This window comes from Bacillus sp. FSL H8-0534 (assembly GCF_038005885.1).
GTDB lineage: Bacteria > Bacillota > Bacilli > Bacillales > Bacillaceae_G > Bacillus_A > Bacillus_A pseudomycoides.
In genome coordinates this window covers 541,736-564,277 of record NZ_JBBOUC010000001.1, presented here as the reverse complement: position 1 = coordinate 564,277, position 22,542 = coordinate 541,736, and the positions used below count along the sequence as shown (strand labels likewise).

General features: G+C 31.4%; 24 protein-coding genes and 1 pseudogene. 17 read left to right on the top strand and 8 right to left on the bottom strand.

Features of this window, described 5'->3' with window-relative positions; all coding sequences use genetic code 11:
* Positions 1–52 precede the first annotated feature (52 nt).
* Positions 53–733, bottom strand: coding sequence for an ArsR/SmtB family transcription factor (locus MHH71_RS03140; RefSeq protein ID WP_006094901.1), 681 nt, complete (start codon positions 731–733; stop codon positions 53–55).
* A gap of 94 nt (positions 734–827) precedes the next feature.
* Between MHH71_RS03140 and MHH71_RS03135 the strand changes: the two genes are divergently transcribed.
* The 5 genes from MHH71_RS03135 (at position 828) to MHH71_RS03115 (ending at position 4,352) form a co-directional block, all read left to right on the top strand.
* Positions 828–1,442 (top strand): flavin reductase family protein, encoded by a 615-nt coding sequence (locus tag MHH71_RS03135; RefSeq protein ID WP_033798878.1) that lies wholly within the window; start codon positions 828–830, stop codon positions 1,440–1,442.
* 23 nt (positions 1,443–1,465) lie between these two features.
* Positions 1,466–1,996 (top strand): GNAT family N-acetyltransferase, encoded by a 531-nt coding sequence (locus tag MHH71_RS03130; protein WP_003197805.1) that lies wholly within the window; start codon positions 1,466–1,468, stop codon positions 1,994–1,996.
* Between the two features lie 254 nt (positions 1,997–2,250).
* The gene (locus tag MHH71_RS03125; protein ID WP_006094903.1) at positions 2,251–2,736 is read left to right on the top strand and encodes a DinB family protein; all 486 of its coding nucleotides are present in this window, start codon (positions 2,251–2,253) and stop codon (positions 2,734–2,736) included.
* Between the two features lie 23 nt (positions 2,737–2,759).
* A complete protein-coding gene (locus MHH71_RS03120; RefSeq protein ID WP_050774405.1) occupies positions 2,760–3,329 on the top strand; it encodes a shikimate kinase in 570 nt (189 codons plus the stop codon).
* Positions 3,330–3,584: 255 nt separating this feature from the next.
* The gene (locus MHH71_RS03115) at positions 3,585–4,352 is read left to right on the top strand and encodes a glycosyltransferase (RefSeq protein WP_006094905.1); all 768 of its coding nucleotides are present in this window, start codon (positions 3,585–3,587) and stop codon (positions 4,350–4,352) included.
* 60 nt (positions 4,353–4,412) lie between these two features.
* On the opposite strand, the gene MHH71_RS03110 is transcribed toward MHH71_RS03115, so the two are convergent.
* From MHH71_RS03110 to MHH71_RS03100, 3 genes are all read right to left on the bottom strand, one after another.
* Positions 4,413–5,423, bottom strand: a complete 1,011-nt coding sequence (locus MHH71_RS03110) for a D-alanyl-D-alanine carboxypeptidase family protein (RefSeq protein ID WP_033798879.1) — start codon at positions 5,421–5,423, stop codon at positions 4,413–4,415.
* Between the two features lie 713 nt (positions 5,424–6,136).
* Complete coding sequence (locus MHH71_RS03105) at positions 6,137–7,294, bottom strand: sensor histidine kinase (protein WP_018780494.1); 1,158 nt, start codon at positions 7,292–7,294, stop codon at positions 6,137–6,139.
* Positions 7,284–7,976 (bottom strand): response regulator transcription factor, encoded by a 693-nt coding sequence (locus tag MHH71_RS03100; RefSeq protein ID WP_029426830.1) that lies wholly within the window; start codon positions 7,974–7,976, stop codon positions 7,284–7,286. The genes MHH71_RS03105 and MHH71_RS03100 overlap by 11 nt, the downstream gene beginning before the upstream one ends.
* A gap of 475 nt (positions 7,977–8,451) precedes the next feature.
* On the opposite strand from MHH71_RS03100, the gene mtnN reads away from it, so the two are divergent.
* From mtnN to MHH71_RS03065, 6 genes are all read left to right on the top strand, one after another.
* On the top strand, positions 8,452–9,159 hold the full coding sequence (gene mtnN / locus MHH71_RS03090) for a 5'-methylthioadenosine/S-adenosylhomocysteine nucleosidase (RefSeq protein ID WP_033798880.1): 708 nt from the start codon (positions 8,452–8,454) through the stop codon (positions 9,157–9,159).
* Positions 9,160–9,205: 46 nt separating this feature from the next.
* Positions 9,206–9,841, top strand: a complete 636-nt coding sequence (locus MHH71_RS03085) for an SDR family oxidoreductase (protein WP_006094910.1) — start codon at positions 9,206–9,208, stop codon at positions 9,839–9,841.
* Between the two features lie 26 nt (positions 9,842–9,867).
* Positions 9,868–10,719, top strand: coding sequence for a GNAT family N-acetyltransferase (locus tag MHH71_RS03080; protein WP_033799653.1), 852 nt, complete (start codon positions 9,868–9,870; stop codon positions 10,717–10,719).
* A 169-nt stretch (positions 10,720–10,888) separates the two neighbouring features.
* Positions 10,889–11,386 (top strand): SRPBCC family protein, encoded by a 498-nt coding sequence (locus MHH71_RS03075; protein ID WP_033798881.1) that lies wholly within the window; start codon positions 10,889–10,891, stop codon positions 11,384–11,386.
* A gap of 463 nt (positions 11,387–11,849) precedes the next feature.
* Positions 11,850–12,428 carry a GNAT family N-acetyltransferase gene (locus MHH71_RS03070; RefSeq protein WP_006094915.1) on the top strand — a complete coding sequence of 193 codons (579 nt, stop codon included), beginning with the start codon at positions 11,850–11,852 and terminating at the stop codon, positions 12,426–12,428.
* A gap of 583 nt (positions 12,429–13,011) precedes the next feature.
* Positions 13,012–13,818 (top strand): N-acetylmuramoyl-L-alanine amidase family protein, encoded by an 807-nt coding sequence (locus MHH71_RS03065; RefSeq protein ID WP_003207203.1) that lies wholly within the window; start codon positions 13,012–13,014, stop codon positions 13,816–13,818.
* 485 nt (positions 13,819–14,303) lie between these two features.
* Here the strand turns inward: MHH71_RS03065 and MHH71_RS03060 are convergent, their stop codons facing one another.
* The 3 genes and pseudogenes from MHH71_RS03060 to MHH71_RS03050 all read right to left on the bottom strand — a co-directional run bounded on the left by MHH71_RS03060 (position 14,304) and on the right by MHH71_RS03050 (position 17,393).
* Complete coding sequence (locus MHH71_RS03060; protein ID WP_006094916.1) at positions 14,304–15,989, bottom strand: M3 family oligoendopeptidase; 1,686 nt, start codon at positions 15,987–15,989, stop codon at positions 14,304–14,306.
* Positions 15,990–16,006: 17 nt separating this feature from the next.
* A pseudogene (locus tag MHH71_RS03055) lies at positions 16,007–16,774 on the bottom strand (DMT family transporter); the annotation flags it as partial.
* Complete coding sequence (locus tag MHH71_RS03050; RefSeq protein WP_438263655.1) at positions 16,752–17,393, bottom strand: DMT family transporter; 642 nt, start codon at positions 17,391–17,393, stop codon at positions 16,752–16,754. The pseudogene MHH71_RS03055 and the gene MHH71_RS03050, both read right to left, overlap by 23 nt.
* Positions 17,394–17,518: 125 nt before the next feature.
* Between MHH71_RS03050 and MHH71_RS03045 the strand changes: the two genes are divergently transcribed.
* The 4 genes from MHH71_RS03045 (at position 17,519) to MHH71_RS03030 (ending at position 20,596) form a co-directional block, all read left to right on the top strand.
* Positions 17,519–18,889 carry an aminotransferase-like domain-containing protein gene (locus MHH71_RS03045; protein ID WP_006094918.1) on the top strand — a complete coding sequence of 457 codons (1,371 nt, stop codon included), beginning with the start codon at positions 17,519–17,521 and terminating at the stop codon, positions 18,887–18,889.
* 22 nt (positions 18,890–18,911) lie between these two features.
* Complete coding sequence (locus MHH71_RS03040) at positions 18,912–19,259, top strand: hypothetical protein (protein WP_033798882.1); 348 nt, start codon at positions 18,912–18,914, stop codon at positions 19,257–19,259.
* A gap of 12 nt (positions 19,260–19,271) precedes the next feature.
* Positions 19,272–20,150, top strand: a complete 879-nt coding sequence (locus MHH71_RS03035; RefSeq protein ID WP_006094921.1) for an SDR family oxidoreductase — start codon at positions 19,272–19,274, stop codon at positions 20,148–20,150.
* Positions 20,151–20,359: 209 nt separating this feature from the next.
* Positions 20,360–20,596 carry a DUF3947 family protein gene (locus MHH71_RS03030; RefSeq protein WP_006094922.1) on the top strand — a complete coding sequence of 79 codons (237 nt, stop codon included), beginning with the start codon at positions 20,360–20,362 and terminating at the stop codon, positions 20,594–20,596.
* A 26-nt stretch (positions 20,597–20,622) separates the two neighbouring features.
* On the opposite strand, the gene MHH71_RS03025 is transcribed toward MHH71_RS03030, so the two are convergent.
* Positions 20,623–20,838 carry a spore germination protein gene (locus MHH71_RS03025; protein ID WP_003207198.1) on the bottom strand — a complete coding sequence of 72 codons (216 nt, stop codon included), beginning with the start codon at positions 20,836–20,838 and terminating at the stop codon, positions 20,623–20,625.
* A gap of 320 nt (positions 20,839–21,158) precedes the next feature.
* Here MHH71_RS03025 and MHH71_RS03020 point away from each other — a divergent pair, with 320 nt between their 5' ends.
* Positions 21,159–21,611, top strand: coding sequence for a CHRD domain-containing protein (locus tag MHH71_RS03020; RefSeq protein WP_006094924.1), 453 nt, complete (start codon positions 21,159–21,161; stop codon positions 21,609–21,611).
* A gap of 372 nt (positions 21,612–21,983) precedes the next feature.
* Positions 21,984–22,538 carry an undecaprenyl-diphosphatase gene (locus MHH71_RS03015; protein WP_003197858.1) on the top strand — a complete coding sequence of 185 codons (555 nt, stop codon included), beginning with the start codon at positions 21,984–21,986 and terminating at the stop codon, positions 22,536–22,538.
* The last annotated feature ends 4 nt before the right edge of the window (positions 22,539–22,542 follow it).

The following is a 22,542-nucleotide window of genomic DNA, read 5'->3' as shown; positions in this document are numbered from 1 at the left end:
CCGAATAATTCATGTATAAGTCTATAAATATGGGAATTGTTCATCTATAAAACTAAAGTTTTATAGAAAAAGTTTCATAAATTTTTTGCTGTCCTAATGAAGTTATGTGTATCGCTCTTGATTGTTCGAACTTAGTAATCCAATTTTGTTCTAACATTCGTACCAGAATTGCATTTCCCAGTGCACCTGCAATATGGTGTTGTCTCTCGGTCCAATCTAAACAACATCTGGAGAATGCACGTCTTTTATTGTGTAATCGTTCTAAGTTCACACCGAAATCTGAAAAAAATGCTTCACCGACTTTTGTTACTGTAAATTCAGTATCCTTTTTTATTAATATTTGTTTATTTAATAAAGCATTTGTAATCTCAACTCCTAATTTTTCTGCTAAATGATCATAGCATGTTCTTGCATATTGAATTTCTTTATTTTCTTTTGCTTGTTTAAAAGATCGAATTGGTTCGCAAGGGGCAATGTATAATAGCTTTTCTAGTGATTCTGCTAGCTCATGATTTGCCAATTTGTAATAACGATGTCTGCCATGCTTTTCTACTTCAACAATTTGTGCCTCATATAATTTATTGAGATGAAAACTGGCTGTTTGTGGTTTGATTTTTGCAACATGTGCTAATTCAGTAGCGGGATGGGCGCGCCCATCCATAAGGTGAACCAAGATAGTTGCTCGTGATGTATCACTAATTAAGGAAGCGATTTTCGCTATATTTTCATTCATCCTCTTCACTCCTTTTTTACATCCATATTTCGATGATAATGGAAGTTTTTATGTTTTACAATACAGATAAAGAATCAAAATTAGGAGTGATAATATGAATTCGGAAATAAGTAAACTATTAGGCAAAGAGATACAGCCAAAGATTTTATATTATGGAATGCCAATTTATTTATTATCAACATTAAATGAAGATGGGACAACAAATATCAGTCCAATGTCTTCTTCATGGGCATTAGGAAAATATATGATTTTAGGCATTGGTTTGGGAGGGAAATCGGTTGGAAATCTTGAAAGGAGTAGAGAATGTGTTATTAATTTCCCTTCTGCATTGCAGTGGAAACAAGTAGAAAAAATCGCACCCTATACTGGAGTAAAACATGTCCCAGTTTATAAACAAGAAATGGGGTATACATATCAAAAAGATAAATTTACAATGGCTGGTTTTACACCATTGGATTCACAGTCAGTAAAGCCACAACGTATTAAAGAATGCCCACTACAAATCGAAGCAAACGTAAAACAAATTAGGATTCCAGAATATGATCCTTTCTTTGCAATTGTTGAAACCGAGGTTGTTCATGTACATGCGCATGAAGAGATAATAAAAGGGGAAAACCATATTGATCCGCAAAAATGGAGTCCGTTATTTTATAATTTTAGACATTATTTTTCAATAGGAGAAGAGTTAGGGAAGAATTATCGAGCTTGAAATCTTAAAAGGAGTCAGGGGAAATGATCAAACTTGAGTATTTTGAAAGAAACAATTTTAAGCAACTTATAGATTGGATTGATTCGGAAGAGTTTTTATTACAATGGGGCGGTCCGGCATTTTCATACCCATTACAGAACAAACAATTAGAGAAGTATATAGCGAATGCAAATTATGAAAATGCAAATGTATTTGTTTATAAAGTGATAGATCAAGAAACGAAAAAGGTTATTGGGCATATTTCACTTGGAAAAATTGACCGAATAAATAAATCTGCAAGAATTGGGAAAGTTTTGGTTGGTGATACAAGTATGAGGGGAAAATCTATTGGGAAAAAGATGATGGAAGCAGTGCTCAATGTTGCATTTGTACAATTAAAATTACATAGAGTCTCTCTCGGAGTGTTCGATTTTAATTCAGCTGCTATTACATGCTATGAAAAAGTGGGATTTGTAAAAGAAGGGTTATTAAGAGATGCGAGGAAAATAGGAGATGAATATTGGAATTTGTGGGAAATGAGTATTTTGGAATATGAATGGTTTAATAGAATGTAACTAAAATTTATCTTAAAATGATATGATGTAACTGATGGAGAAGATATTAAACTAATTGGAAAAATTATAAAAATCTAATTTAGTTTCTTTTAAGTGCTCAGGTATAAATAGCTATTTATCTTTCAAACGAATACTCTATTGATATGTTCTTGGATAGCGCTCTTTATACAAAATAGTACTATAAAATAAAAGAATTTTCTGTATAAGTAATATAATGGTATTAACTGGATACATATTAAAAGGAGCGATATTTAGTGGAAACTTTATTTCGATACAATTGGCAAGTAAGAGATCAATGGTTTGAATGGTGTAAACAGATTTCGGAAGAAGATTTACTCTGTAAACGTGTTGGAGGAGTAGGGAGTATTTTAGAAACTTTATTTCATATTGTAGATGTAGAGTATAGCAGGATACGTGCGCTTCAAGGGAAAGCAGATTTCGAACTGAAGTTTGAAGATTATAGAACGCTAGAAAAAGTGAAGCAGCTTTCTGATTCCTTTCGAACTAAAATGGAAGACTTTACACAAACATGGTCAAGTAATTTAGAGAATAAAATATTAACAGCCTCATGGACTGATGAGACGTTCAAATATGGCGAGGTTCTACGTCATGTGATTGCTCATGAGATCCATCATATTGGTCAATTATCTATTTGGGCAAGACAATTGAATCTTCAGCCTGTGTCAGCAAATTTAATTAGAAGAGGTTTAATGAAAGAAGCTGGGAATTCTATTTTGTAAAAATCTATAAAGTGGTGGTTGTTTTGAAAAGTATTATACCTAATAAAATTCATATCATTGGTTCTGTTGGAAGTGGAAAAACAACCTTAGCAAGAGCATTATCTTATCAATTAAATATTCCTTATTATGAGCTAGATAATGTTGTTTGGAGAAGGACTAAAAATGGAGATATAAGAAATACACCTAAGGAAAGAGATGAACAACTTTACAATATTGTAAATTCAAATGCTTGGATTATTGAAGGTGCCCATCATAAATGGGTATCGCAAAGCTTTCAAAAAGCAGATTTAATCATATTCTTAGATGTAAGTGTAGTGAAGAGGATAGTCAGAATAATAAAAAGATTTATTTTGCAGTTACTTAACCTGGAAAAGGCTAACTATAAGCCCACATTTAAAATGTTAATGAAAATGTTTAAGTGGACGAATGATTTTGAAAAAGATAGTAAATCAGAAATTTTGAGGATGTTAAAACAGCATGAGGAGAAATTGATTATTCTGAAAGATAATACAGAGATGAAAGTATCGAGAGTAGGATTGTCACGCTTAAATCGAGACATTTTAATCGGAAAAGTTGTGATAAAAATTGACTAAATAAAATTCATGTAAATGAAATGAAGATATAAAGCGAAAACACCAAGATATTAGATGTGAGTCCTATACCTTGGTGTTTTTTTGAAAAAGTACATACATTAAGAAAAAACTTTTTGTTTTATAGACTTCAATCATTTCAAAAATAGTAAGGCTTTGTTCATAGTACAACTTGAATAAACAACGGCGTAATAAGTCGGTTGTAAATATAGTAAGAAAATGAATTGATAAATAAAGTTTACATAGGAGAGATATGATATGGATAGAAATGGTTGTTTTGTCGGAACAGATGGTGAACAAGATGTTAAGTTTTCCATTATCATACCTGCACACAATGAAGAAAAATATATTGGTAGATGTCTTGATTCCATTGTGGTTGCATCCAAATTTTATAAAAATCAAGTCGAGGTAATTGTTGTATTAAATCGTTGTAGTGATTGCACAGAAGAAATTGCACAATCTTATCATTGTATAACTTTACAAGATGAGAATAAGAACCTATCTAAAATTAGAAATGCTGGGGCGAAAATAGCTCGAGGAGAAATCATTGTTACAATTGATGCTGATAGCTGGATGAGTGAGAATATGTTAAGAGAAATAGATAAGCATTTAGAAACTGGAAAATATATAGGAGGGGGAGTAAAAGGGAAATTTGAACGTATTTCATTAGGAATTATTGTTTCAGGATTATTGTTAATTATTCCTCTCATTTTCAAATATGGATTCGTTTCTGTCGGAATGTTTTGGTGTTATAGAAAGGATTTTGAAGCTATTGGTGGTTTTAATGAGGATTTATTAATGGCTGAAGATGCGGAATTTGCAATGCGTTTAAAAAAATACGGTAAGATCCATGGAAAAAGCTTTACTACCATTAAAAAAGCTTATATGACAACATCTTGTAGAAAATTTGATGAGCATGGTGATTGGACTTTAGTAAAGAGACCTCAAATTATTTTGGCATATTTAAAGGGAACAAATAAGAAGTATGCAGATGAATTATACTATGAAAAGAAAAAAGGGAAATAAGGAAAACCGACTTTTTTAGAAAATACAAGCCGGTTTTTTTATGTGAAAGAGGCTTTTTAGTTAAAAATCCTCTGAATCTTTTTTTCGTATATGTACGAATAGTGAAATGGCAATAATAACAAAAATTATTATTGTTTGTAAAAATAGATTTTTAAACTGAAGCAGAGATATCCACGATATCAAATAATCCTTAACAGATTGAAGAGATGGAAGGTGAGTAGGCTCGGAACCATAAGTAAATAGTTTTTTTGTTTCGATAAAAGCACTATTTTCTCCATTTGCCTCCATTACAATCGAAATAAACCTCTTGTTTCCTTGTTTTGCTGTACTAGCAAAACTATATCCAGCAGGATTTGAAAAGCTAGTTTGTAAACCATCGACTCCTTTGAATTTTATTTTACTATCAAGTGAATACAACATTTTATTTGTATTGAAAACATGTATATCTTTGAAGGTGAATTGATAAGAAGTTAATTGGGTGATTTCTAATATCATAGGATAATCCGTTATTAAATGCTGGGCTAGTTTCGAGGCATCTAAGGCTGTTATTTTAGATTCTTTTTGTTTATTTATTACGCCGGTTGCATTTGCAAAATACGTTTTATTAGATAATCCTAATTGTGTCGCTTTTTCATTCATTAAATTCGTAAAGTCTTGTTCGCTTTTTGAAATATGTTCTGCTAAAAATACGGCCGCACTATTATCAGATGCAAGAACCATTGCATGAAACAAATCTCGAATCGTTATTTGATCTTCAAAAGTTATATCGATATTATTTCCTTCCATTTGAATGGAAGAATTACTTATTTTCACACGATCATCCCACTTGATTTTTCCTTTTTGTATTTGTTCTAACACAATATACTCTGTCATCATTTTTGATAAACTTGCTGAGGAGAAAGGGGTATCTTCATTTTTTTTATATACAATCTCTTCTGATGTTGCATCTATTAAAATAGCTGATTTCGCTTTAATTGAAGGTCCGTTTACATAGAAATAAAAATAAAAAACAAGAATTGCAGTAATAAGAAAAGACAATATAAGAAGCACCAAATTCTTAAAATGTTGCATAAGCTATCCTCCTTGTATATCGATATTACTAGTGTAAAAATTAATCTTTAACTAGGAGGAAAGAAAAGGTAAAGAATTTCTAAAGAATTATAAGGAATATATAAATTTTGGATAATTATGGTCATCATGAGGAAATAAACATGTATTTTCACTCACATTTAAACATAAAGAAGATTTAGTAGTAGAGGACAGGAATGAATTAGTAATGGATAAATTAGGAATTCTTAAAGAGTAAATTTTTTCAATTTATTTAACGTAGAAGTAAATTACGAAGTGGAAGTAACAGTTAGAGGTGGAGAATTTTCTTAAGTACAGTGGGGGAAAGTGAAGAATCATTTGGAATTATTGAAAAAAATCAACTTTCGCAGGTACAAACTGTTATTTAATACAATCTACTTAAATAAACAAACTGATTCCAAATCAGTTTGTTTATTTCTCACTATTCTTTAGTCCCTAAAACATCTGTATTTGGAGGCTCATAACCCATCTGGCGTGCCATAGCTACAATCCATGTGAAATGCGTACATTCTAGGTTTTTATTCTTTATATTGATAGTGATAAGTTGATAGATCGGAAATAAAACCCCATGGAATTTTTCCATGGGGTTTATCAATCAACACAACAAAATCACTATTATATTTAGAATATAGTACTTTTCTTGTTCTAATAGGTGATTTTTTTAGTGGATTTTTAGTTGTTGAGATAAATGCTTTTTATTGCTTATATGAAAGAAGCTTCACAGTAAATGTTGTTTGTTCAGTATCGCTATATACCTCAATCGTTCCATCGTGAATCTCCACAATACTTTTTGCAATCGCTAATCCAAGGCCTGATCCTCCCGTGTATGCAGAACGGGATTTTTCAACACGATAGAAGCGTTCAAAAATATGTGCTAAATCTGTACTTGGGATAGGCTGTCCGTAATTTGTAATATCGATTACAATCATGTTTCCGTCTTGATAAGCTGTTATATCAATAAATTTCCCATCATTACCATACGTTATAGCATTCATAATTAAGTTCTCAAATACACGTACTAATTTATCTCCATCAGCAAGGACCATAAGTTTTTCTGGTGGAAATGAAAGTCTACACTCAATATTGGCTTCCTGGAATTGCATACGAAATTGAACAGATAGTTGACCAAGTAGTTCAATTATATCAATAAGTACAGTATTTAGTTGTAACTCGTTATTTTGAACACGCGTATACTCAAATAAGTCATTCATTAGCATGTTTAATCGATTTACTTTGTCATAAATAACTTGAATATAATGACGTAATTCTACTTCATCTCTGTAATTATCATGATGTATGAGATTAACATAGCCAACTATGGATGTTAGCGGTGTCCGTAAGTCATGTGATACATTTGTGATGAGTTCACTTTTGGCTTGTTCAGTTTGACGTTCTTCTTCAATTGAAACTTTTAACTGCTCTACAATGTGATTGACACCAGTTGCTAAGTCTTCTAAATAATTATGTTGTAAAATAGATACTTTATGATTAAAATTACCATCCGCAATATAACGAATTTCGTCAATCATTTGCTTTATGCATACTTCATAATATAGTTTTTTTTCGTGACGATAGAAAATATAAACATAGAATGAAAAAATTGAGAATAAAAACAGATAGGATCCCATCATTGTCCAAAGAGACTCCTTTAATCCCATATACTTTTCGTAGCCGACGATTCTGACAAATTCTCCACTTAATGCCGTTAATGTAAGGGAACTGTCAATTACACTCGTAACAAGACGGGATATGACAACCTCGGTAATTGGTGTAAGCAAAATAGATATTAAAAGCCAAAAAACAATTTTCCATTTCGGAATGACTTTTAATATGTCAAATGTCTCATTTCTCAATTTTATAACCTACTCCCCAAACAGTATGGATGAGTTTTTCACCATTCGTTCCTGTTTCAAGTTTTTCTCTTAGGTTACTAATATGAACCATTACAGTTTTATTGGAACCATAACCATCCTCATTCCAAACTCGTTCAAATATTTCCTCTGAACTAAATACTCTACCAGTATTGCTGGCAAGTAAATATAAGATATCAAATTCAATAGATGTAAGTTTAATATACTCTCCATTCACTTTCACAGTATGATTATGTTTATGTATTTCAACAGAGCGGATGCGAATAATACCATCATCATTAAGTGATGTAACTTGTTGGAATGAAGATCTACGTAATAGCGCTTTAACTCTAGCTATTAATTCTAATGGATTAAAGGGCTTAATCATATAATCATCTGCACCTGTCATAAGACCTAGGATTTTATCCATATCTTCGGCTTTTGCACTTAGCATAAGAATAGGTACCGTATTTTCTTCTCTAACTTGCTGGCAAACTTCTAGTCCATTTCGTTTTGGCATCATAATATCTAATATCATAAGGTCAATCTGATAAAGTGAGAGCATGTGTAACGCTTCATCACCATCATATGCTTTATAAATGCTGTAGCCTTCATTTCGTAAATAAACGGCTAGTAATTCTACAATTTCTTTATCATCATCAATAATTAAAATGTTTCTTTCCATCATATACTTAATTCCTTTCTTTGCATTCCCTCATCATTAATATAATAACAAACATTTAGGCATTTGGGAGTTAAGATCATACATAAAATTTCATGTAACGTATTGAAAAGAATTAAAAAAATACATCACGAATAAAAACAACAGGATAATTTGTTTCCTTAGGATATGTTGAAACAAAGTTTTATTGAGGAGAAAGTAGCGTGTTACATAAAAAACTATATACATTTGAATCCAGTGGAGCTTGGAAAAGTGATATAAAAAAGTTTTTATTAGATTGGGATTTGAAATATAAAATAAGTGGAATTTGAATTATTTAAAAGGAATAGTAGATTAGAAAGGATCTAGAAGAGGATGTGAAGTACTTACGAAGAATAAAGAATTAATAAGGTATTTACATAAAAAGTGGATTCCATGTTATGAGCGAAAAAACATTGGTGAATTATTCAAATGAAAATAGGGGGAAGTGAAAAGTGTAATGAAACGTATTGCAATTGTATCCGCATGGGAACCAGAGCTTACATACTTGTATCAGTATTATCCAAGCCATCGTGTAGAAAAACGAGCTGCTTGGGAATTTCATTTTCATTCTATAAATGAATTAGAAATAATCTCTGTAATTACTGGTGTTGGAAAAGTGAACTGTGCTAGTTGCGTACAGTTACTAATAAGTGAATTTAAGCCTGAACGGTTATTTATGACAGGCATTTGCGGAAGTTTATCTGAGAAAGTAAAGAATGGTCATATTGTTGTTGCACTTAACACACTACAGCATGATGTAACCGCTGCGGGAACAGGAACGGATAGTTTCGATTTATATACTGGTAGAGCAGCTCCTATTGAAACAACGAAATACCTTGTAAGACAAATAAAAAAAGTGCGTGCTTATGATCCAGTACATTTTGGAACTTTCATATCCGGAGATCAGCGTATTCGCAGTACGGAAATGAGATATTTACTACATACTGTATATGGTGCAATAGCTGTTGATCAAGAAATAGCTGCTTTTGCATACGTATGTCATGTGAATAAAAAGCCTTTTCTTTGTTTGAAAGCAGCTTCAGATCAGGCAAATGATAAAACTGTAGAGGAACAAAAGGTGTTTAAAATGTTAGCCTGTGAGAGAGCATGTGAATATTTAATTGCGTTTTTACGCGTTTACGAATTAACTACATCTCATCAATAATACGATGTATAAATCTATATCCTTTAAAAGGAGCCTAACTTTAGTCATGAAAATAATAAATAAAGTAGCAATTATTGGTGCAAACGGAAAGGCTGGTAAATACCTTATAACTCAAGCACTACAAGAAGGATACTTTGTACGTATTCTCACACGAAATCCACAAATATTTAAAATATCGCATAAACATTTGGAAGTTGTAAAAGGAGATGCTCGCGATATTTCTGCAATACGTCGATTACTACAAGGCTGCAAGGCTGTTATTAATGCAGTGGGGAAACCTAAAAAAGAATCATATATATTTAGTACGGTGACAAATCATATTTTAAAAGTAATGGAAGAATACAGAATCAAGCGATATATTCTTGTTTCTGGAGGATCATTGGATGTACAAAGAGATCAAAAGAGTATATTAAATAAACTAGGAGCAATGTTATTTCGTGTGTTTCTTTCGAATATGATGAAAGATAAGTATAAGGAATTACAAGTGATACAAAATAGCAATGTGGATTGGACTATTGTGCGGTTACCTTTTGTTGTAGACGGACAAGGGAGTGGTAAAATCAAAGAGAGTATCAGAGATTTACCAGGGATTAAAATTCAAAATGGAGATATTGCGCCGTTTGTTATAAAGCAAATTAATGATGAAATGTATAGCAGAAAATGTCCATTTATTTCAAATTAGTGGGAAAGGTAGATGAAAATTTTACTATGTTTCATTATAAAAAATGTAGCGAAGCAGATATAGATTTAGTATACGAAGCTTTTCGAGATGGTTTTTCTGATTACATTATAAAGATGGAAGTTTCAAAAGAAGACTTTATAAAAAGATTTTTCGGTCCAGAAGGTAATAAACTTGAGTATTCTTATATAGCGTTGGATGAAAATAAATCAATTGGAGTTATACTTGGTGGAATTAAAGAATATGAAAGTATAAAAACAATGCGATGTGGCACATTAGCGCTTCATCCGGACTATCGTGGGGTTGGCGTTAGTCATAAATTATTTGAATTTCATAAAGAAGAAGCGATAAAAAATGGATGTCAGCAACTTTTTCTTGAAGTCATTGTCGGTAATGATAGAGCGATTCAATTTTATACGAAGTTAGGGTATGAAAAAGTATATGATCTGTCTTACTATAATTTGAGGGACACTTCTATTTTGACAAGTAAGAGTGTACAAAATATAGAAATAAGGAAAATTAAGTTTGGCGAATTTCAAAACGGGATACAAAAATGGTTAAACTTCCATATAAATTGGCAAAATGATATCGATTATATGGAGAAAACTGAAAATAATACGTATTATGGAGCTTATATTAATGATGATTTAAAAGGATGTATATGTGTTAGTGACAATGGTAAGATAAGTTTATTATTTGTTGATAAAAAATATAGAAGAATTAGAGTGGCTACAAGTCTATTACAAACTGTAAGCAAAGAATTACAGCTTCCCAGTCTTTCTATTGGATTCCCTAATAATGGTTTACTTGAAGGATTTGTAAAAAAATGCGGATTCGAGAAGAGTTCGTTGGCTCAGTATGAAATGTATTATACATTGTAACGTTTAGAGGAAAATAGAAAAATCTTTTAGCTGCATACTTTCAAAGAAACTGAAGGATTTATATTTTTATAGACATCATAAGTTTTTATTTGCTTTTTCATGTGTTTTGTGTGAAATTTTAAAAAAACGGGCATATGTTTGTTTTTCGAGTTTAAATGGAGGTATGACTATGTTAGCTCTAATAGAGAAAATAGATAATGAATATGTAGCTCAATTTAACCGTTCATTAAATCATGCAGTAGAACAAGTTTGGGCTGTATTAACAGAGAATGATAAACTAGCAAGATGGATGCCAAACCTTTATGTAGAGAATCTACGAAAAGGAGGTATTATAAAATTTGATATGATGGATGGCTCAGGGAATTTTATTGATATCAATATTTTAGACTGTCAAGTAAATTCTGTATTAGAATTTACTTGGGGAGAAGATCGTGTTCGATTTGAAGTACATAAAAATCCAGATGGTTGTCTATTAATATTAAAGGAATTTATTCATGAAATAAATGAACACACACCAAAAGATTTATCTGGATGGCATATATGTTTAGAAATTTTTTCTGCTGTATTAGATGGTCATGACATGGATTTTCCAAAAGATGAATGGGAAAAATGGTATAAAAGATATAAGTTAGTAATTAATAAAATCGAAAATAATGATTTAAATTAATCGTATTATTATGTGATAATTACAGATTAAAAAAGCTTTTATCGTGAAATAAAAACTATTGATTATATATGATGAATGAAATAAATACAGAAAAGAGTACATAATTGTTAACAATAATAAAAAACAGCACATAAGTTTGATTTGCAATGTTCTCGACAAAAAATGATTAAATTACATTTCTCTTAGATTGATTAACTGATGCCTAATACAAAAAGCAACAAAACAGGAGAAAACTTGCTTTGTTGCTTTTTAAATACACTTAAATTTCATAAAGAGGAACACAGTGTAGATTGCAATATAAATGTAAAATTAGCACAAATTATCAAAAAAAACTTTTGTTTGAATTATAAAATGTGAATATACAGAGGGTTGAGGAATGTATCACTTTGAAAGAATACAAAACCTAAATATATTGAAAAGAACTTATAAGACCAATTAAGGAATAACCTAAGGAGAGAATAAAATGAATATTGAAATGGTTTTTGGAGATTTCCCAGTATTGGAATCTGTTAATCTAGTATTAAGAAAAATCGAAGAGGTACACTTACAGGAATTATATTCGATCTACGACAATGACAAGGTATTTGAATATTGCGGTATCATTCCTAAACATAACTTACAAACGGTAAGAAAGATGATTGGTCATTTTGATAGGGATTATCATAAAAAAAGCAGAATTAAATGGGGTATCTTTCAGAAGAATCAAAGTGATAAATTGGTTGGAATTATTGAATCTATGGATTTTAATCAAAAAGTGAACATGGTATCTATTGGATACTTTTTGGCAGAGGATTATTGGGGTAAGGGCATTGCAACTGAATCTGTTCGTATGGTAGTAAAATTTTTATTTGAAGAAGTTAATGTAAACAGAATTCAAGCGGAGGTCATGCCTGTAAACGAGGTTTCAAAGAAAGTCCTCTTAAAGAACGGTTTTATAAAAGAAGGGGTGTTAAGACAAGCTTCTTTATGGTCTGGTAAAGGAGTGATTGATTTAGAAATATATGGAATCCTTAAAGAGGACTACATACAAAATTTCAATTAAAATGATACACCTATTTATTTTCATCTCGCTTTAATGGGATAAAATTTAAAGAAAGAAAAAAGTTAGGTAGTGGATAAAGCCGCGCTGATTAAAGTTTCACTTTATCAAGGATAGAAGGATAGTGTTAATGTAGGTGTTATTAAATCTGATTATATCAAGATTTTATTATGTAATTATAATACCTTAAAAATAGAATTATAGATACAATTAACCCCCTAGGTAATGGAGAATTGATACTCACGTTATGTCATTGTTTAAATTAAATTTGTTCTTCGAAATAATAGTAATATATAGGAGAGACTAATGTTTAAAATAAGAGGTTTTTCAAAGCTATAATGAACAGAGTGGAGAAATGAAACTTTGGAGTCGTCCTGATTTTTTTATTATTTAGTTCTTATTATTATGAAAAACTTTTTTGCGAGGCAATATGTTTTTCTGAAACCATTTTATACGCAACTTGTTATATCCAAGTTCCAATGTTTTTATATTTATTTTATATTCGAACTACAATCATTGTGGTAATATATTTTAATAGAGTATATTTTTACCAAATTACTCTTAACATTATCATAGGGGGATACATATGAAAAAAAGAATAGTTTCAGTTATTTTATCGTCGGCTATTTTATTTCCTACTATTTCACATGCACAGGAAAATTCTAAGCAAGAAAAACAGAATCAAAGATTTCAAAAAACACCTGCTGTACAACAGCAAAAATCAATTCATATAAAAACAGAACTTTCACCAGAAATAAGGAATAGTGATATTAAAGGAAATAAACATGGTATTCAATACTCTAACCAAGAACGTAATACGGTCAAAGCTCCAAGAAATGGATGGTTCTCTTATAATGGATACTGGTATTATTTTAAAAACGGATCGTTATATCATGGTTGGCTACAAGACGGAGGGAAATGGTATTTTTTATTGAATGGTTCCGGGGCAATGGCAACAGGATGGTATAAGGTGGATGGCAAAAACTATTATTTTAATTCCAGTGGTCAAATGCAGACAGGTTGGGTACATGACGGTGTAAGTTGGGCATATTTTAAAGCGGACGGCTCACAGCAAACTGGTTGGTTTCAAAATGGTGGGTATTGGTATTATTTACCTAAAGATAAATATATGAGTACTGGCTGGAATCACATTGATGGAAAGCTTTATTATTTTAATTCCAACGGTCAAATGCAAACAGGTTGGGTACATGATGGTGTAGGTTGGGCTTATATGAAACAAGATGGATCACAACATGTTGGATGGTTAAAATATGATGGCAAGTGGTATCATTTTTATGCAGGATATCATATGACTAGAGGTTGGATTTTATTAGATGGTTATTATTATTATTTTGATGCAAATGGTATTTTACAATATTCTCAGAAAGCTTGATGTAATTACATAGAAGGAATTTTCTACCCTTTCTTAATGAGTAGGAGTTTATGAGGATTTGTTTATTGAGATTCGATCCCTAGAAGAAGATTTTAATAAGCGGTGTTATCTGATTAAAAGTGAAGGGTTAAAACGAAAAAGCACATCATTGTGCTTTTTTCGTTTTAACAATCATTTAATAGTTCAGTTAGAAGTAAAAGCTTATCCAAAAATATCAAGGCCAATCACTTCATTATTAGCCTCATCGACGACCAAGACAATTTGTTCAGCAAATATCTGAAAGGATCGAATAGTTATTGATTCCTTTAAATCATCATATAAATACCAATCAGTTGGTGTTTTGCTTGTAAGTCATCATCTTGAAAGAAATATAATATTATTATGTAAACTAATAATGATAAACTAAGACTCTATTTTGAAAAATATAATTTCAAAATAGAGTCTTTTAGTACAGGTTAAATTAAGTAAAACGTAGGCTTAATTACTCATATTTTTTCTAATAACGCTAATTCCTCTTCAACAAAACACATCAAATCCTTAATTGTTTCACCAGAAAAGTCAAATCGAATTCCAGCTGCTTCATATACTGTTTTTACAGACTTAGAACTACCTAAAGATAAAGCTTTTTTATAGTTTTGCAATGCTTGCTGAGGGTTTTCTTTATATTGTTTATACATTTGTAAAGCGCCAATTTGTGCAATTGCGTATTCAATATAATAGAAGGGTACTTCAAAAATATGTAGAACAGATAACCATTGTGCGACGATCCAATTTTTATAGCCATCTGTATTTACGATGCTTGAATTATATAGAGAAGAAAGTTCTAAAAACTTAGCATTTCTTTCTTCGACAGTATGAGTTGGATTCTCATACAACCAGTGTTGAAATTGATCAATAATCAGTGTAATTGGTAAATACTCTATAATTTGTGTTAATTGTTCTCGCTTAGCTTGTTTAAAATCTTCTTGATTATTATAAAAAACATCCCAGTTGTTCATTGTAAATAGTTCCATTGTCATACTTGCTAATTCAGCAGTCTCCATTGGTAAATGTTGATATTGATGTATCGAAATATCTTTCATTAAATCATGATGAATACAGTGACCCATCTCATGTAAGAAAACAACAACATCATCTTGTGTTTTTGTTAAATTCATAAAAATAAATGATAACTTAGATGCGGGTAAATATTCACAGAATCCACCAGGTGCTTTCCCTTTTCTGCTTTCCAAATCTAGATGGTTATGCATTTTTTCTAGAAGAGCTGAAAAACTTGAATCAATCTCTGCGAAAAGTGTTTTGCTTTTTTCTATTAATTCATTTTCATTTTTTACAGGGTGTAAAGGTTTATGATCTGCAGGTACAGCATGTATATCCCACGGACGTAACGTATCTACCCCAAGCTTTTCCTGTAATTCTTTATGCATTTTTTCTTGAAGCGGCACAACGTATTTACGAATAGATTCAGCGAATTTATTGCATTGTTCGGCCGTATAATCAAAACGCTCGTATTTTTTAAACATGTAGTCACGATAATTCATTAAACCAACGTTCCTAGCTTTTTTTGTTCGAAGCACAATTAACTGATTTAAGATTTCTTGAATTTCATTCTCTACGGATAAAAACTTTTCAGAGATAGCAGTCATCGCTTTTTGACGAATGCTTCGATCAGAATCTTGTAGATATATTCTTAATTCAGAAAGGTTTACCTCTTCACCGCCCCACATAGAAGAGAGATTACCAGTGATTTCAAAATATCTTGTTATTAACTCATCTTCAGTAACCTCTAAACTAATATTTTCTTCGTTAAAGAGGCTTCGAATGTTTTGGATTTTTGTATCTAAGAATCCAAACTGAGAGGGATCTAACTGGAAGCGATAGGGTGATTCATAATATTTTTGATCTAGTAGACTTTTATAACGTTTTAATGTAGGCTGTACATTTTTTTGATCAAAGTCAAAAGCTTCTTTTACCTTTATATCATTTGTATTTCGTTGAAAAGCAATATAATGTTGCATGAGTTGCTCATTGATAGAATTTAAAGTCTGTGATTGTTGTATTAACCAATTCTCAAGTTCTTGATTAGAAGATATTGATACGTTTAATAATGTATCCAATTCTTTTGTTAGTTCAGCTATATTACTAATATTAATAGGCATTACCTGCTGCATGAAAAATCCCTCACTTTTTATTTACTAATAGAGGTATTCTTTTCTTTTATATGAATTCCTTTTTTACCTAGGAAGTTTGTACCTACTATACCAAGAACAATCATTATGGTCCCAACGATATGATAGTATGCAATTTGTTCGTGTAAGAATAATACTCCTGCAATAATTGTAATAAGTGTAGATAGATTACTAAAGACACTCATTTTAGCTGCTTCCATATAAGACAATGAATAATTTAATAAAAATGCTGTTAGCAAAGAAGACAATAATCCTAAATATAAAATAGATATAAGAAATGTTCCGTTTGTAAATGGTTTAAAGTATATATTTACAGTACCTTCATTCATATGTTCAATGATAGCGATTAAATTGAAACTAAGAAACCCAATCATTGTCATCATATATGTTAAGTCTATTAACTTAAATTTCTTTGTCATTTTTTGTGCTAAAACATTGTAGCAAGCAGATGATAACGCTGATAGCAGAATAAAAGCAACTCCTATAAAACCAGTCTCATGAGTTCCTGTGCCATTCATAACAAATATATAAATAACACCAATTACAGAAATGAGTACAGATATTTTTTGCCATGCATTTGTAAATTCTTTTAAAAAGTAAGAAGCGAAAATCATTGTGAATATCGGAATGACAGCTTGGATAATCCCAGCTTCAGACGAGCTTGTATATACTAAGCCGACAGCCTGGAACGCAAAGAATAATGCTGGGTAAAAGATTGCTAGTGGTAAAAGTGAAAGTATGTTTTTAAATGAAATATTTAATAGTACCTTCATTCATATGTTCAATGATAGCGATTAAATTGAAACTAAGAAACCCAATCATTGTCATCATATATGTTAAGTCTATTAACTTAAATTTCTTTGTCATTTTTTGTGCTAAAACATTGTAGCAAGCAGATGATAACGCTGATAGCAGAATAAAAGCAACTCCTATAAAACCAGTCTCATGAGTTCCTGTGCCATTCATAACAAATATATAAATAACACCAATTACAGAAATGAGTACAGATATTTTTTGCCATGCATTTGTAAATTCTTTTAAAAAGTAAGAAGCGAAAATCATTGTGAATATCGGAATGACAGCTTGGATAATCCCAGCTTCAGACGAGCTTGTATATACTAAGCCGACAGCCTGGAACGCAAAGAATAATGCTGGGTAAAAGATTGCTAGTGGTAAAAGTGAAAGTATGTTTTTAAATGAAATATTTAATTTTACAAAACCAAAAATGATAGGAATAGTTGCTATTAAAAAAGCAACTGTAAAACGGTGTGCAAGTGTATCGAGAGGAGTTGTAACCGTTAATGCTAATTTCACAAACATAAATGAAAATCCGATAATAAAGGCATATACTAATGCGGCTGTATATGCTTTAGTTGTGTTTTTCATAATTTCACCTCATATAATTGATTTACTACTGGCCAGTATATGTACATGGTAATCTTTCTGAATCGGTGCTACAATGTGAACAAATACAAACTGTACCGGTACAAAATGGACGTTGAGGTGTAATCATGTATAAATATTTAAATGTATTAAATGATTTAGAAAGCATGATTCAAAAAGGAGAGATAAAAGAAGGTAGGAAATTACCGTCTATACGTTCACTCGTATCACAATATGAGTGCAACAAAGCAACCATTATACGTGCACTTCATGAATTAGAGAAGCGCCATATTATTTATTCCGTACCTCAAAGTGGATATTATGTGGTGAAAAAAATGGGGGATTATGAAGAAGATGAAACAGAGAATTTTGATTTTGCATCTTCAGCTCCAGATCCTGATGTATTTCCTTACTTAGATTTTCAACATTGTATTAATAAGGCAATTGATACGTATAAGAATGATTTGTTTATATATGGTACACCTAAAGGGCTGCCATCTTTAATTTCAATTGTGCAAAAACAACTAGCGAACTATCAAGTTTTCGCAAAAGAAGAAAATATCTTTATCACCTCAGGAGTGCAGCAAGCTCTAGTTATATTAACTTCAATACCCTTTCCAAATCAAAATGAAACGATACTTATTGAGCAACCGAGTTATCACTTATTTATTGAATATCTAGAAACAAATCGTACTCCTGTAATCGGAATAAAACGCACTGCTAAAGGTATTCATTTATTTGAGTTAGAAAAGATATTTCGAACGGGAAAGATAAAATTCTTTTATACCATCCCAAGATTTCATCATCCACTCGGCACTTCATATTCTAAGAAGGAAAAAGAAAAGATTATTTCTCTCGCAAAGAAATACAATGTATTTATAGTAGAAGATGATTATTTAGCAGATTTAGAACAAAACCCAAAGGTAGATCCACTATATAGTTACGATAATTCTTCACATGTAATCTATCTAAAAAGTTATTCGAAGATTATTTTCCCTGGATTACGTGTAGGTGTGGCAGTTATTCCTGCTTCTATTGCAGAAGCGTTTCATAAATATAAAAAGCTATTAGATATTGATAGTTCAATGATTTCCCAAGCTGCTTTAGAAATTTACATAAAAAGCGGGATGTTTGAACGACACAAACAAAAAATCCAATTGTCATATTACGCTAGATCTAAGGCGTTATCTGGAGCATTAGAAGAAGCTTATAAAGAAAATCAACATCTGTTTTGTAAAACAGAAAGCAAAATAGGAATACATACGTGCTTATCATTACATAAAAGTATTGTCACGGAAACGCTTATTAAAAACTTAGGGCAAAATCAAATATTTATAGAGACTGTTGATAAAAATTATTTGTCTTCTTTCCGTAAAGAAAAACTTTTAAAACTGAATGTATCAAATATGAAAGAAGATAAAATTAGGATAGGAATTCATAGAGTAATCGAGGAAATGAAACAAGTAAATCGTGTAGATTTCCATTTTAAGAAAGACTAACACTTCATATAGGAGGTTTATTATGAAGAAAAACATAATAGCCTTGTTGATATGTATTATCGTAGGAACCGGAGTGATAGTAATGGTTATGTATAATAAAGGAAGTGAAAATTGTAAAGGGGTTGCTATTCATATAAAGTCAGTTATTGTAGATGGCAACAACCTTTCTATATCGAATGTTAAAGTTTATGCAGACTCAATCGTAAATAAAGAACTTGCTATTTCAAATTCACAAGGTGAGTTCGAATTTTACACTGGTGTTTGTGGTAAGATTACGCTACAATTTGTTACTCCGGATGAGGAAATATATACAAAAAAGTATGATAGAGAGCATGTACCTAAATTAATTAGACTGGAAAATAAACATTAAGGAGAATTGTATATGAAACCATTACAAGGAAAAGTCGCAGTTGTAGCTGGTGCAACGCGTGGTGCTGGAAGAGGTATTGCAATGATGCTTGGTGAAGCAGGAGCAACTGTGTATGTAACAGGAAGAAGTACAAAGGGTAATTTATCATCAATGGGAAGAACAGAAACGATTGAAGAAACAGCAGAGCTTGTTACAAAACAAGGAGGAAAGGGGATTTCCGTACGTGTAGATCACACAGTGGAAGAGGATATTAAAGCATTATTTACAAAAATTCAAGATGAACAAAACGGCAAACTTGATATTTTAGTAAATGATGTTTGGGGCGGAGATCCGCTTACTGAATGGGGAAAACCATTTTGGGAACATGACTTACATAATGGATTACTTATGCAACAACGTGCTGTCCATTCACACATGATGACAAGTTACTATAGTACCCCCCTAATGGTGAACAATAAGAAGGGACTTGTAATTGAAATTACAGATGGTGTCGATTATCAGTACCGTGGTAACCTATATTATAGCTTAGCAAAAATCTCAACCATCCATTTGGCAGAAGCAATGGCGAAAGATTTAGAGGAACATCATATTACTGCTGTTGCGGTAAGCCCTGGATTTCTCCGTTCGGAAGCAATGTTAGATTTATTTGGTGTAACAGAAGAAAATTGGCAAGAAGGTGCAAAGAAAGATCCACACTTTATCGCATCTGAAACACCTTTCTTTATTGGTAGAGCAATCGCTGCTTTAGCAAGTGATTCGAACGTTCATAATAAAACAGGAAAAGCCCTTAGTTCTTGGGGGTTAGCGAGAGAATATGGATTTAAAGATATTGATGGAAGACAACCTGATTGGGGAAAATATTTTGAAGAGAATGTTTTAAAAGGACAATGAGTATTGTATAAAATGAAATGAAGACTAAGAACCATGTATATATCGGTTCTTAGTCTTCATTTTCGTTTGTATAAAAATTTTTGCTGCATCTTCATTCCTTCCAACGGTGGACAAAAGGTTGTTAAATATTGTTACGCTTTAGAACTTTTTAAAACTCATATCCATAATATATAAAACAGTGTGTGGATGATTATATAAGAGGGAGTTGAATGAATATGAATGTTCCATATTTTAACAATGAAATTCGAGTTCCTGCTGTAACATATACTTCAGCACAAGGTACACTTCAATCTGTTCAGCAGGCATTACAAGCGCAGGTACAAACAATGCAGATGCAAGGTATGCATTTTGACTATCCGTCTGTACAATATTATTATCCTACGTATATGACTCAGAATGGGATATATTTTTCAACAATTCCAATTGGTGCTGTGTACAATTTATAAAACTGATTTTATTACTCTTAATAAAATTAAGCTGTTCCAACTTGATTTTGATCTGCAACATCAGAATCAAATGTATTCGTTGCACTCACACCGTTAAAGGTATTAGTTACAAAAGCAACATTAGATGATCCTGAACCATTATAGGCTTTTGTATTCTCTTTCGGAGAAACATTATAGAAATCACCTAAGTTAAAAGAACCGTTACTATTTTGAACAACAAGATTTCCGACAACAGAGGGCATAGTCTTCACCTACTTTATTAGATTAGGGATTGTTAAAGTCACTATATGATTTATTTTTGTAAAAGTGCAGCTTAGCATAAAGCGAATTTGAGCGGAAGAGAAATGTATCGTATGAACCAAAGACATCATTGAACAAAAAATGCATAGATTTGTGGAATTGAGATGGACTCTTTTTTATTAATATTTCGTGCTATTTTGATAAATGCATTAAGAAAAAACATTGATAAGATTCCATTAACCCAAGAAAATGTAGTTATCGTTGTACATCTAAAAGCGATAAATCTATTTATAGTAAAAACGTGCAAGCTGTTTTCTATCAAATGAATAAAATACATTATTTAATGAATAGGGAAGTGAACTATACTTTGTCTAAATGTTTTTTAACTAGATTAACAGGGCGAGAAAAAGTGCCTCTTGTAAAAACAGATGCTTGCGGTTTAGTACTATTTAGATTTAATACTGATTTTACAGGACTTCGATTTAAATTGGTGCTTAATGATATAGAAATATTGACTGCTGTTCACATTCATCTAGGGACGCGAGGCGAAAATGGTCAGGTTGTCGCATTTCTTTTTGGACCAGTAACGCGTGGTATTAGTGTCAATAGAGGAGTGGTAACGGGAATAATTGTAGAAAGTGACCTTACTGGTCCTTTACAAGGTATGTCCTTGTTAGAACTAGCAAGAAAGATGGAAATCGGCAATTCGTATGTAAACGCTCATACGGAAAACCACCCAAACGGAGAAATTCGAGGGCAAATAAAAAGGTTTTAATCTTTCTTAACTGTATATAGTCTGTTCTTACAGGTTATAATTCCATATTTTTATTCCTTATAAGTATGATGACAAAAACCTTTAGCCATAATTATGACTAAAGGTTTTTGTTGTGGGGAAATTTATATAGAACCAATAATTTTTAAGGAGGTAAAGTTCATGGAAGATAATAAAAAATCAATTCTCGCTTTTATAGTGTTATTTCTAGGTTTAGTGTTCATTGTTGGAGGGATGGTTTATAGTTTGTGGGGACCATTTTAAATTCATTGGTGAACAATTGCCACCTAGGCAATTCAGTCATAAACTGTTTTCCATTTTTTATTAGTTAATGGACTTTATATATCATTTCAGAAATAAAGGAGAACATTTATAATGAATTATATGCTGTTTAAGGTTATAAATCGTCTTGCTGGACGAGGAACTACTATGGATGCGATAATGGTTTTTCTTTCACAGAAGACGCGTTATCTATACCTTTTCATATTAATATTTATGTGGTTTAGAAACAATTTCTACAAAAAAATTATTTTGTATGCAGGAATTTCAGCAGGAGTTACTTTATTTATAAACCGTATCATCCAACTTTTTTATTTTAAACCTCGTCCTTTTATTTTCCATCGAATTCGTTTGCTTATCCCATCAAAGAGTAATTCCTCATTTCCAAGTAAACATACTGCCTTAGCTTTTGCTGTAGCGACTTCCGTTTTACTTCGTGAACGTTTAATTGGCTCTATTATGTGGTTATTAGCAGTTTTGACAGGTTTTTCACGTATTTGGGTAGGACATCATTATCCATTTGACATAATCGGGAGTGCTGTTATAGGTAGTCTAACAAGTGTGATTATTGATAAGAATACATATACATTTCAGTCTCTTATTACTTGGATTATAAATATATATTCATCGTTCACAAAATTATTTAAATGAAAAA